Genomic DNA, 13183 nt, shown 5'->3' with positions numbered 1-13183 from the left:
ACTATTTATGCTTTCTTTTTTAACTGTTCCTCTAACCACTTACAAATTCCGTTATAATCATGTTGCTGAAAAACTGGAAATGGATAAGCATTTTTTTCAAGGGCTACTCGAGCGATGATAGCTTTTACGTTTTCCACTTTATCTAATAGTTCAAGATCTTTTTCATCGCTTATGAGTACCACCTTTGGAAAGGAGTATGCTTTAAATCCCTCTATAATCAATAAATTTATTTGCATCCATTCATAAATTTGAATCATTTCATCCAATGTCCAATTTTCCTTAGACAGCTGAAATACACCGTCTCCTTCCACTCCTGAAATAAGCGATCCTGCTTGTTTATGTTTTTCACTGTCTGTATCGGATATTCCCTCTGGAACACCGCCATGACCATGATGCTTTAAAGAGGCAGTACGGAATCCTTTTTTAGCTGCATGTTCGATTAATTTGCATGCAAGCGATGTTTTCCCGCTGTTTTTATACCCCACAACCTGAATAATATCCATTTACCCACCACTGACTGGCGGGATGAAAACAACAGTATCTCCAGATTTCACGATATCATCCTCCATTGCATATTCCTCGTTTACTGCCGTCATGACGTGATCGATTTCGAATAATCCAAATGCCGTTTTAAGCTGCTCTTTTAATGCTTTAATCGTTATGGAATCACATTCATACGCTAAACTATCTTTTCCCATTTTTTCCTGTAAGTCTGCAAAAAGTAAAATACGAATCATTTCTTCACATCCTTTACATCTGGACTTCCTTCCGGATAAGCAACCTTTTCTAATTGGTCTCCTACCCAGGTCTCTCCGTCCTCCCAATGTTCTTTTTTCCAAATAGGCACCATTTGTTTAATTCTTTCTATCGCATATTCATTTGCTTCATAGGCTGCCTTTCGATGTGGAGAGGAAACACAGATAACCACAGCGATATCTGAAATATCCAACTCGCCAATTCGATGTGTAATAGCAGCTTTTGAGTTTGGCCATTTCTTTTCAATCTCTGCTCCAATTTTTTGCAGCATTTTTACAGCCATCGGTTGATATGCCTGATATTTTAAATACATGGTACGTTTCCCGTTTGTCCACTCGCGCACAGTACCAATGAAAGTATTGATTGCTCCCGCTTCTCTGCGCTCTACTTTCTTGATGATTTCATTTACTTCTATCGGCTCCTCAACAATCTCGTATAATGAATCAACCATCGTTTCTCTGATCCTTTCTGGAATCGATATCCTTATCCAAAAATGGTTCCATCGTTATTCCTTCCTGATCTTCTAATAAAATGACGGATACATCCATTCCGGCTTCATAGCCTCTGGTCCCTCCCGGAAGCAGAATGAGAATATTGGCTTCCGCTAAAGAGGAAACAACATTTGACTTATCCAGCCCAACTGGTGTGGCGACTAAACAACCGTGCTGATAGCTTACATATCCTCTTACAAAACGATCAAATGGATTGGATTTCAGAAAATCCGCTCCAAGCTTTGCTGTTTCTTTCTTTAAAAATGGGTGGCTGCTATGCAAATATGTCCGGATAGCGGGCCGGGTATACAGTTCAAAACCGACATAGCATGCGGATGGGTTGCCGGATAGGCCGTATAATAATTTCCCGCCCTTTTCAGCTACTGTTGTCACACTGCCGGGTCTCATTTTGATTTTATTAAATAAAACATTGCACCCAAGCTTGGCATAAATAGCTGGTAAATAATCATAATCACCAACAGACACTCCGCCAGTAGTGATCAGCATATCCACCTTGACGATAGCATCCTTCACTTGGTTATAGCACATGTCAAAATCATCACTAAACTGTCCAAAGTACAGTGCTTCTCCACCTGCACGAGTAATTTGCGATTGAATCATATAGGCATTGCTGTTCCGAATTTTTCCCGGCTCCAGAGCTTCATCTACCTCTAATAATTCACTGCCAGTTGCAATCACTCCAATCTTAGGCCTTTTTGCGGCTGGTACTTTTTTATAACCAAATGTTGCAAGCAATGCTACAATTCCAGGTGTGATATAGGTTCCTTTTTGGGTAAGTATGCTTTCTTTTTGAGTATCCTCCCCCATAAAGGAAATGTTGGTTCCTGCTTTGATATTTCTTTTTATCTGGATATATTTTTTTCCGTTTCTTTCTATCTCGTTTACCTCTTCAAGCATTACGACCGCATCACAGCCATTAGGAATCTGGGCCCCCGTCATAATCCGAACTGCTTCTCCTGCTGTTACCGGACGTTCAAAGACACTCCCTGCACCAATTTTTCCTGCTACCTCCAGTTCAACCGGATGATTACGGGATGTATGATCCGTATCTGCTGAACGTATCGCAAAACCATCATAGGGAGAACGGTCGAATGGCGGCACATGGTGGTCAGCAATTAAATCTTCTCCCAGAAAACGGCCATAGCTTTCTTCGATTGGAATGTATTCGACGCTTCCCGCCTTTGCAAAATGCATCGTACGTGTGATGGCTTCCTTTACGTTAATCGGTTTTCTTCTTTCTACCATAGTGATTCACCTTCATCCTGCTAGTTGATAATAAATGCTTTTGGCCTTTTCGATTGAATTCGTTCCATGAATCAGGGTTCTTCCATCTTGAAAGAAAACCAGACGATAGGACTCGTATTCCACGGATATTAAAAAATCATTGGCTTTTACAGCTCCCATTCTTTTTAACCGTTTCTTCAATATTTGAAAATCAGGCGCTTGGGTGGCTCTGATTTGAACGGTATTTCTGCCGCAGAGTACCTCTGATTTTGTACGGCATTGATAATTTAACGATGGATAGCTTGGATTCTCCCCGCATGAAGGACAAGTCTGTTTCTTCGCCCGCTCCACTTTCATGGTATGATACTGATTATTCCATAAATCAAAGCTGAGAAGGGACGTACGGAGAGCCGCTTGATCCTCTACTAGAATTTTCAACGCTTCTGTCGTTTGATGGGCGGCCACCATCTGTACAGCTGATGAAATAATTCCTGCAGAATCACAGGTTGCACCGTTGACAGGAATGGCATCGAGCAAACAACGGAGACAAGGAGATTCATTTGGAAAAATAGTGTAGCTCATTCCCGTACTGCCAACACAGGACCCAAATATCCATGGTATCGAAGCTTTCTGCAATAAATCATTTAGCATAAAACGGGTATCAAAATTATCTGTAGCATCCATAACTAAATCGATTCCTCGTAATAAGGGCTGTAAAGTGATTGCATCAGCATCCATCACATAGGCTCCTATCTCCACCTCTGAATTGATTTCATGTAATCTTGCTTTAGCTGCAACAGCTTTTGGGATTTGATTTTCCACATCCGCTTCCGTATAGAGCTGCTGCCTTTGAAGATTACTCCATTCCACATAATCCCGATCAACAAGTACCATCTGCCCGATGCCTGCCCGGGCCAGGTTTTCAGCATTTGCTGAACCAAGTGCCCCGCACCCAATAATCAGTACACGCTTCTCCGTGATTTTTCTTTGCCCCTCTTCCCCAATAGGCATAAATAACATTTGCCGGGAATATCGCTCCATCTCTATCACTGTCCTTTAACCGCCAATGTAAGACATTTCAATTTTACTTCTGTTTTTTGCAGATTCTTCAGTTCGTTCATCAGAATAGCGATCTGCCCGATGATTCCATATGTGTACAACTTCATCTTTGATTTCTTCATCACACATACCGGAACGCAGCATTTCTCTGAAATCAATACCTTTCTCCGCAAACAAACAGGTATACATTTTCCCATCTGCAGCAATCCTTGCCCTTGTACAAGTGGAACAGAAGGATTCTGACACGGAAGTGATAAATCCAACCTCTGCACTCGTGCCCCGGTAACGGTAGCGCTGGGCAACTTCACCGAGGTATGCCGGTTCCACAGGCTCCAGATCAAAATGTTGCCTTAGTTCCTCGAAGATTTGTTTCTTTGTGATGACCTTGCTAAAATCCCAGCCGTTTGACTGGCCGACATCCATAAATTCGATATATCTCAACGCAATTCCCTGCTCTTTAAAATAGGCGGCCATCGGAATAATTTCTTTATCATTCATTCCTTTTTTTACGACCATATTCACTTTCACTTCCAGACCTGCTTCTTTCGCTTTCCCGATTCCTTTTAGGACACGCTCCGGTTTGACCCCACTATCATTTATTGATTGAAATAATTCTTCATCTAATGCATCTAAACTGACATTGACACGCTGAAGACCGGCTTCTTTTAACCTCTCTGCCATATGTCCCAATAACGAACCATTTGTCGTTAAACCGATATCTTCTAACCCATCAATTTCTGTTAATTTTTTTATTAAATTGGGTAAATCTCTTCGTAAAAGAGGCTCTCCCCCAGTTAATCTTATTTTTCGAACACCCAAACCGACATAGATTTTGGCTATGCGTTCGATTTCCTCAAAGCTTAATAGCTGCTCTCTTGGCATAAAGACAAAATCCTTGCCAAAAATCTCTTTCGGCATACAATACGTACATCTAAAATTACAACGATCGATTACGGAAATCCGAAGATCCTTCAGCGGGCGGCCCAATTTATCTGTTATAACGGACACGTTGGCTCCCTCCTTTTATCTATCATAGGGCAAGTTTACATGATTCGACCGGGATAGGTTGTGAAAAACATCACTCACGTGTATATTTGTACATATTTATTTTTTCAATAGATGAAGCTATTGGTTCTTATTCGTCAGCTGTACAAATTTTTCTTCATATATTTTTCTTTTCTCTGGCTGGTCATTTCTGCTGTAGAAGTCAATGATACCGGCTAATGCTTCTTCCAGCAGTTCTTTATTAGGCGTTTTTTCGATTTGTTTAAACCCTTTTTCATAGCATTGTTCCGCTTTCTTTCGATTAGGTTCTTTCCTATTCTCATAACAGTATCCCAGCCGAATGAGAGTCAGGCCCTTTTCCTCTTTGCAATTGGAAATGTTATCGTAGGTGGCCAAGGCTTCTTCGTACAGTTCAAAAGCTTTTTCAATTTGATTTTGGTCGATATAGTTAAACCCAAGCGCTTGCAGTGTATTTCCATACGCCATCGAATTTTTACGGTCTTCCTTCTCCAAATTTTCTAAAAACGCTGTAAAAACCGCTTCCGCTTTGTCATAGCTTTTCTCATCCGAATAAATTTTTCCTAATGCATATAGAAATTGCATACGAATTTTTGGAAAGGGATGAGATAACGTTAATCCTTCTTCTAAATATTCTTTTGCCTGGCTAATTTTAAACGTCCGAATAGAGATGGTTCCAATTTTTGAATAAATATAGACAATCATAAAATGATTTTTCTCATAAATCTTTATTAACTGCCCCAGCGCTTGTTTATAATAATTGATTGCTCTAGGGAAATTCCCCATATTTTCATCAATTTCAGCTAGCATCAACACAGCTTTAGCTATGTCTAAAGGAACTTCCTCTGGTAACGATGCAAGCGTTTTGATTGCTTTCGTTATCACTTTTCTTGCTTCTTTTAAATTGATATAGAAGTTTATTTCACCGATTTTTAATAGTTCTCTCGCTTCGGAAAGCTGATCTTTTTCCTTCTTATGAGCATTCCAGATTTGCTGATGCAGCTTTAGGGCGTCCGCATAACTTTCAATCTGCACCAATACATCAGATAATGTATATTTAGCAGAAATTAGAACGGGGTGTGTTTCAGGCAGCGCCTCACTGTAATAATGCAATGCTTTCTCATACTGTTTCATACCGCTTTCTATATTTTCTTCATGTATGGATACTTTGGCTAAACTGCTGTAAATCACGCCATATGTGTACGCATCTTGATAATGATTTGTATCCAGAAGAGCCAATAATTTTGCAAGCTCTATTCTTCCATTGGACTCCTGGCCATATTCTATTTCTAAATGAGCATAATCCAGGTACGTATCAATAACCTCTTCTAAATAATCTTTCTCGATATTTTTGGAAAGGCGAATAGCACTGCGGCTGTACTCTCCAGATTTGTCGTAATTTTTCACTTTACGATAATACTTTCCTAAAGCACTTCGAACATAGAATTCCTCTGTTACGGAGAATTCTTTACCTCCCAGCCGACTTTCTAATACTTTGACCGATTCTTTCACTTCATCTAGCTTTCCATTAATAATGTCTTCCTTTAATTCTTGATAAACAGATAAAGGAAATTCCACATTTGTCATCATAAACACTCACCACCTTATTTTTTTTATTGAACAGGCTTTTTTGTAAACTGTGTTTTATTTAATAAACGCAGATTGTATATATTGCACTTTTTAATAAGATTAGTATCCTTTAAAAGTTAGCAGATTAATGAAATGGATTAAAAATTAGTATAGATGATAATAACACTAACTAGCGGAGGAAAAACACGAAGACTCCTACGGGAAAGCGTAGTGTTTTTCCATAGCGGTCATACTAACCTGACTACATAAATAACCACATTCCCAATGATAAAATATCTTCCAACTAATAAATGATAGTCAAAAAGAGAGCATGTTTAAAAGCTCTCTTTGGTTGTATTCCTTGGGACACGTTTTTTGTAAATAACATAGCTTCTGCGTAAATAGCGTAGTGGGAAACTAAAGGCGTGCACCAATCTGGTAAATGGCCAGATAACATATAATGCGAATGTACAGTAGATGTGTATCTTAAACCAAATTGGGACGGATTGCATCAGCTCTGGCTGCAGGTTAAAAATAAATAATCCTCTTAACCATGGCGCAATGGTTGTTCGATAATCAAAACCCTGAGCATCTACATTGAATGAAGTTGCTATCAAGCCGGACAGAAGTGCTAAAAGAACAAAAATCAAAGCTGCCCAATCACCGGGTGAAGTGGTCGCTTTAATGCGCTTTACACTGATTCTTCGATAGGTTAATAGAAGAATTCCTGCAAATGCTGCGATACCAGCAGGCACCCCGAAACCGATGGCAATCATATGATATTGATGCGCTGTAATCCCTAAGGCATTATAGAAGCCTACCGGGATAATCAAGCCAAGGACATGCCCGCCAAACACGAATAGGAGCCCCCAGTGAAATAAAAGTGAACCAATTCGGAGCCGTTTTTTCTCCAAAAATTCACTTGATTTGGTTGTCCAGCCGAATTGATCCTTTTGATAGCGATAAATATGTCCTAAAATAAAAATCGTTAGTACAATATAAGGAAATACGCCCCATAATAATAGGTCCATCTGTTTCCCTCCTAAATGGCGTCTTCTGTTACGACATGTAGCCCATGACTCTCCATCTGTATGAAAAGAGCCTCAAATAATATATGATAAAAACTATTTTCCTTCTGTAATTTCTTTTGGATTTCAGCAATTGCTTTTCCATGCATATCTAGTATCTCATTGCTTGTTTCTACCGGGACATGGGCACAGAATTCTAATAGGAGCGGCAAGTAATCTGGTAATTCCTTATCTGTTACCTCAAACCCATGTGCCTCATAATATTTTTTTAGTTTTAATAATTCCAGTCCTCTTTCCCGCTGTTCCCCTAATTTCAAATACGTTACATAAAGATTGGTTAACCTGCCGAAGTCAAAATGGTTAATATAATGCGCCACCCAGTCATCCAGCGACAAACGGTCAACCTCATGAATAAACTGCTGCAGATTTTCTTTGACACCATCTGTTGATAGCTCTTCTATTTCCTCTCTTATTTCCGGCAAAATTTCTTTCATTTGTTGATTTGGATAGGTTAAAAGAAAAGAAATCAGCTGATAGATTGATGGATTCATCGTCTTCACTCCTTATTTGAAACCAGGATTGGCAAAGTCTTGTTTACCAATCCTATATTCTTATTGCAATACGCCACAGTTTCCTGGTCCGCCTGCGAAGTCCAAACTGCATGCGCCCTGTTCTTCGTAAAGGTCGGCAACTTCTTCTCTATGGCTTCTAGGGATAACAAATCGATCATCATATTTCGCAATCGCTAATAAACGATACATTTCCTTGATTGCTTTTTCTGTTAATCCAAGCTCTGTAATCAAATCGCTGTCAAAGTCCTTTCCAGTTTGCTCCGCCCGCATATAGCTGCGCATTACTGCCATTTTCTTAAGCACCTTACGAATATGACCGGTATCTCCGGCAGTCAATAAATTAGCAAGGTATTCGATGGGAATACGCATGTCATCGATCGCCGGGAAAATGTCTGCTGTATCTGCGGTACTTCCTTTTCCTTCAATCATATTCATGACCGGGCTAAGTGGCGGTACATACCAAACCATTGGCATGGTTCTATATTCTGGATGCAGTGGTAAAGCAATTTTCCAATCAATAATCATTTTGTACAGCGGTGATTTCTGTGCTGCTTCAATCCAATCCATTGGAATACCATCTTTTTTCGCTTGTTCAATCACTTCAGGATCATTAGGGTCCAGAAAAATATCCAGTTGGGCATGGTATAGATCCTTTTCGTCTTCCACAGATGCTGCCTCTAAGACACGGTCCACATCATACAGCATGATTCCGATATAACGGATCCGGCCAACACAAGTCTCTGAACAAATCGTCGGCTGCCCATTTTCGATTCTTGGATAACACATCGTACATTTTTCCGCTTTATTGGTTTGCCAGTTAAAATACACTTTTTTATACGGACAGGAAGTCGTACAGTGTCTCCAAGCGCGGCATGCATTTTGATCGACAAGCACGATGCCATCTTCATCCCGTTTGTACATCGCACCTGATGGACAAGAAGATACACATGGTGCATTAATGCAATGTTCACAAATACGTGGAAGATACATCATAAATACTTCTTCAAATTCCGTTTTAATAGACTCTTCCATCTGCACAACATTTGGGTCGCGCAGCCCGGTAATATGACCTCCAGCCAGGTCATCCTCCCAGTTTGGTCCCCATTCCAAATCCATAAATTCTCCAGTGATTGCTGATTTCGCCCGAGCAACCGGTTGATGATTTTTTTCCGGACTGTTGGTCAACGTTTCATAATCATAGTTCCAAGGTTCGTAATAATCATCCAGTTCTGGTTGGTGAGGGTTATAAAACAGGTTCATCAAACGGTTTGTTTTGGAGCCTGATTTCAAACGTAATTCACCCTTATGCAGCTCCCAGCCGCCTTTATATTTCTCCTGGTCTTCCCATTGTTTTGGATAACCAATACCTGGTTTGGTCTCTACATTATTGAAGTACATATATTCAGCACCTGGGCGATTCGTCCATGTATTTTTACATGTCACACTGCACGTATGGCATCCAATACATTTATCCAAATTCATGACCATCCCGACTTGCGCTTTAATCCTCAAGCCAATCCACCTCCTTCATTTTTCGTATAACTACATTTAAGTCACGCTGGTTTCCTGTTGGACCATAATAATTGAATCCGTAGCTTAATTGACCATATCCGCCAATCATATGCGTTGGTTTTACATGGATTCGCGTTGGACTATTGTGCGTACCGCCGCGATTCTTCGTTAAGTTTGTCCCCGGCGTATGGATATGACGATCCTGCGCATGGTGCATAAATGCCATGGTTCTCGGAATCCGGTGAGAAACAACTGCTCTTCCAACGACCACACCATTACGGTTGAAGCATTCGATCCAATCATTATCCTCCACATCAACCTCTGCCGCATCCTCGTTGTTCAGCCAGATTGTCGGTCCTCCACGGAACAGCGTCAGCATCGGCTGAGCATCAAAGTACATACTATGAATAGACCATTTGTTATGCGGCGTTAAATAATTTAACGTAATTTCCTTTCCTTCCACTTCCGGCCGTTTTGAGCTGAAAGGTTTTTGATTCAAAATTGGCTTAAATATCGCAAAGGACTCTCCAAATTCTTTCATTGTTTCGTGATCAACAAAGTAAGATTGACGACCGGTAATGGTTCTAAATGGAATCATTCGTTCAATATTCGTCGTAAAAGGAGAATATCTTCTTCCACCCTTTTCCGAGCCGCTGAATGCAGGAGAAGTAATAACCGTCTTCGGCTGTGCATTAATTTGTTCAAACGTAAATAATTCTTCTTCCCGCTCTTCCGCCAAATCCTTTAATTCGAGATTAGTTTTCTCTTCTAATGCTTCCCATGCTTTTACAGCGACCTTTCCATTGGTGGTAGAAGAAAGCATTAAAATGGCTTCACAAGCATCCTTCGCGTCGGTAATATCTGGATGACCATCAGCAATGGATCCATTATCAATTGTTCCAAAGGTATTTTTCGCCAGATTATATTCCTCTTTCATGGACCAGTTAATTCCTTTTTCTCCATAAGGCTTATTAACAATATTCGGTCCGAGCGATGTCATTTTATGATAAAGGTTTTTATAATCCCGTTCGACCACATGGATTTGCGGCATCGTCTTTCCGGGAATCGGCTCGCATTCCCCTTTGGACCAATCCTTTATTTCTCCATAAGGCTGAGCCATTTCAGCTTTTGTATCATGATTTAACGGGGTAGCAACCACTTCCTTCATCGTATCCATATCGATTTCTTCCGCTAAATAGGAAACACCTTTTGCCAATGATTTAAAAATATCCCAGTCTGATTTTGCTTCCCATGGAGAAGAAATAGCCGCATTGAACGGATGCACAAATGGGTGCATATCCGTACTGGATAAATCATATTTTTCATACCAGGTAGATGCCGGTAAAATAACATCGGAATACAAAGCGGTTCCTGCCATACGGAAATCCAGATTGATAAGAAGATCTACTTTACCTTCAGGAGCTTCTTTCCGCCATTTTATTTCCTCAGGGCGAAGACTGTCTTCATCCGTATTGAGTACACCATGCGAAGCACCTAGTAAATGCTTCAAGAAATATTCATGGCCTTTTCCAGAGCTGGAAATCAAGTTCGCTCTCCAGACAAATAAGTTTCTCGGAAAGTTCACGGGATTATCCGGGTCTTCAATCGCAAATTCCAAGTTTTTATCCTTTAATTGCTTAGCGACATAATTTCCAATTTGTTCCGCTGTTTCATTTCCTGCTGCGTATGCTTCGTTGTATAAATCAATCCCATTTTTATTAAAGGTTGGGTATGACGGCAGCCAGCCTAGACGCGCTGCCAATACATTGTAATCTGCCGGATGATCATATCTTGCCTTATCAACCGTTGGACTTGCCAGCTCGTTAATCGATGTTTCTTCATAACGCCATTGGTCCGTTGCAAAATAGAAGAAAGAAGTACCATTTTGCAACCTTGCTGGTCCGCCCCAGTCTTTTGCTGATTGGACCGTTGTCCAGCCTTCTACAGGACGTAATTTTTCCTGGCCGACATAGTGTGCCCAGCCGCCGCCATTGACTCCTTGTGCTCCAACCATCAGAACAAGGTTGACAACAGCTCTGTAAATCGTATCGGAATGGTACCAATGGTTGATTCCTGCTCCCATGATAATCATGGAACGTCCATTTGTATCAATGGCATTTTGAGCAAATTCACGAGCAATTTTAATCACTAAATTGCGGTCCACTCCGGTAATCTGTTCTTGCCATGCAGGCGAAAACGGCGCAATCTCATCATAGGATGCTGCAGCTTCCCCGCCCAGTCCGCGGTCGATTCCGTAGTTGGCAAGCATTAAATCATACACCGTTGCGATATATTCTGTCTCGCCTTCTATCTCGATTTGCTTTACAGGTACGGTACGAGGAAGTACTTTTTTTGTCTCTGCATCAAAGTACGGCATATCTACAGAAACGACTTCATCCTCCCTGCCAAGAAAACTTAAAACCGGTTCAATTTTTTCATTTGTTCTTTCATCAAATAGTTTTAAATTCCAGTTTCCTTTTTCGTCCCAACGAGAACCCATCGTGCCATGCGGGATGGAAAAATCCCCGGTAAGGTCGTTGTACATCGCTGGTTTCCATTCATTGTTCTCTGATTCTATTCCAAGGTCTTTTGCATGTAAAAAGCGATCTGCTGTAAACCTTCCATTTTCCTTTTTCAAACGTACGGAAAATGGAAAATCCGTATATTGCTTCGCGTAGTCTTCAAAATAAGGCGTTTTATTTTTATCATAAAATTCATTTAAAATAACATGCCCCATCGCCATTGCAACTGCGCCATCCGTACCTTGTTTTACCGACAGCCAGTCATCCGAGAATTTGGTGGATTCTGCATAATCCGGACTTACCGAGATGACCTTGGTGCCTTTATACCTTGCTTCCACTAAAAAGTGTGCATCAGGTGTACGAGTTAATGGAACATTCGAACCCCAGGTAATAATATAGCTTGAATTAAACCAGTCAGAGCTTTCCGGCACATCTGTCTGGTCTCCCCAAATCTGCGGGGATGCCGGCGGTAAGTCTGCATACCAATCATAGAAACTCAGCATTTGACCGCCGAGAAGGTGCATGAAGCGGCTGCCTGATGCATAACTGATCATGGACATGGCAGGAATCGGAGAAAATCCAACATTTCGATCCGGTCCATATTTGATGGCCGTATACAGGCAGGAGGCTGCAACCAGTTTGTTTACCTCTCCCCAATCTGCACGAGCGAGGCCGCCTTTTCCTCTTGCTTGTTTATAGGATGCTGCCTTTTCCTTATCTTCTACAATGCTTTTCCAAGCTTCTAATGGATTTTCATGGGTTTGCAATGCTTCTCTCCATAGCGTGAGTAATTTTTTTCTTACATAAGGATATTTCACACGTAAAGGACTATAAATGTACCACGAAAAACTGGCTCCTCTAGGGCAGCCGCGAGGTTCAAATTCTGGCATATCCGGGCCGGTTGTCGGATAATCCAGCGCTTGCCCTTCCCATGTCACGATGCCGTCTTTTACATAGATATTCCAGCTGCATGATCCCGTGCAGTTAACCCCATGAGTAGAACGAATAACGGTGTCATGCTGCCATCTTCTTCTATAAACATTTTCCCAATCACGGTTTCCTTCTTGCAGTTGACTATGGTTATTGGCATATTTCTCTTTCGGCTTTAAGTAATTCAACCTTTGCCAAAGCGGAGATGGTTTCTTCGCCATCTAAATCCCTCCTAATGGAATTGCTAATCAATCTATGACCTATTAAATCATTTCTTATTTCTGTTCGTTGTGAAAAACATCACACGTAGGACAGAAATTAAAATGGATTCAAACGGATAGCATATTGCTTGTTGTTGAGCGTTTGAAAAAGACTGCTATTAATGCCAAAAAGAAGTTCCAGCAAAAAAATCTTCTTTCTGTCTTCAAAAAAATGACACAAATCATGTGATTTATTTCACTACGTATTCGTGAAAG

Annotated in this window: 11 protein-coding genes; all 11 read right to left on the bottom strand. The window is 40.8% G+C overall.

What is annotated here, in order from left to right:
* Positions 1-5: 5 nt before the first annotated feature.
* Positions 6-503 (bottom strand): molybdopterin-guanine dinucleotide biosynthesis protein B, encoded by a 498-nt coding sequence (gene mobB, locus ACFO3P_RS17000; protein ID WP_042529813.1) that lies wholly within the window; start codon positions 501-503, stop codon positions 6-8.
* Positions 504-737 (bottom strand): molybdopterin converting factor subunit 1, encoded by a 234-nt coding sequence (gene moaD / locus ACFO3P_RS16995; RefSeq protein WP_042529811.1) that lies wholly within the window; start codon positions 735-737, stop codon positions 504-506.
* Positions 734-1207 carry a molybdenum cofactor biosynthesis protein MoaE gene (locus ACFO3P_RS16990; protein WP_042529809.1) on the bottom strand — a complete coding sequence of 158 codons (474 nt, stop codon included), beginning with the start codon at positions 1205-1207 and terminating at the stop codon, positions 734-736. Before ACFO3P_RS16990 ends, moaD begins: the two co-directional genes overlap by 4 nt.
* Complete coding sequence (locus tag ACFO3P_RS16985) at positions 1200-2513, bottom strand: molybdopterin molybdotransferase MoeA (protein WP_042529807.1); 1314 nt, start codon at positions 2511-2513, stop codon at positions 1200-1202. The genes ACFO3P_RS16990 and ACFO3P_RS16985 overlap by 8 nt, the downstream gene beginning before the upstream one ends.
* A gap of 12 nt (positions 2514-2525) precedes the next feature.
* The gene (locus ACFO3P_RS16980) at positions 2526-3533 is read right to left on the bottom strand and encodes a MoeB/ThiF family adenylyltransferase (RefSeq protein ID WP_042535738.1); all 1008 of its coding nucleotides are present in this window, start codon (positions 3531-3533) and stop codon (positions 2526-2528) included.
* Positions 3534-3548: 15 nt separating this feature from the next.
* Positions 3549-4559: a GTP 3',8-cyclase MoaA gene (moaA, locus tag ACFO3P_RS16975; RefSeq protein WP_042529805.1), complete on the bottom strand. Its 1011-nt coding sequence runs from the start codon at positions 4557-4559 to the stop codon at positions 3549-3551.
* A 117-nt stretch (positions 4560-4676) separates the two neighbouring features.
* The gene (locus ACFO3P_RS16970; protein ID WP_289585072.1) at positions 4677-6164 is read right to left on the bottom strand and encodes a tetratricopeptide repeat protein; all 1488 of its coding nucleotides are present in this window, start codon (positions 6162-6164) and stop codon (positions 4677-4679) included.
* Between the two features lie 314 nt (positions 6165-6478).
* Entirely contained in the window at positions 6479-7174 is a 696-nt protein-coding gene (gene narI, locus ACFO3P_RS16965; protein ID WP_289585071.1) for a respiratory nitrate reductase subunit gamma, read from the bottom strand.
* Positions 7175-7185: 11 nt separating this feature from the next.
* Complete coding sequence (gene narJ / locus ACFO3P_RS16960; protein ID WP_289585070.1) at positions 7186-7722, bottom strand: nitrate reductase molybdenum cofactor assembly chaperone; 537 nt, start codon at positions 7720-7722, stop codon at positions 7186-7188.
* Positions 7723-7782: 60 nt separating this feature from the next.
* Positions 7783-9255 carry a nitrate reductase subunit beta gene (gene narH / locus ACFO3P_RS16955; protein WP_289585069.1) on the bottom strand — a complete coding sequence of 491 codons (1473 nt, stop codon included), beginning with the start codon at positions 9253-9255 and terminating at the stop codon, positions 7783-7785.
* A complete protein-coding gene (locus ACFO3P_RS16950; protein ID WP_289585068.1) occupies positions 9245-12928 on the bottom strand; it encodes a nitrate reductase subunit alpha in 3684 nt (1227 codons plus the stop codon). Before ACFO3P_RS16950 ends, narH begins: the two co-directional genes overlap by 11 nt.
* Positions 12929-13183: the final 255 nt, after the last annotated feature.

It is taken from the genome of Oceanobacillus aidingensis (assembly GCF_042654105.1).
GTDB classification, from domain to species: domain Bacteria; phylum Bacillota; class Bacilli; order Bacillales; family Amphibacillaceae; genus Oceanobacillus; species Oceanobacillus oncorhynchi.
Note: the sequence above shows the minus strand (reverse complement) of the source record. Positions and strands in the feature narration are given on the sequence as shown.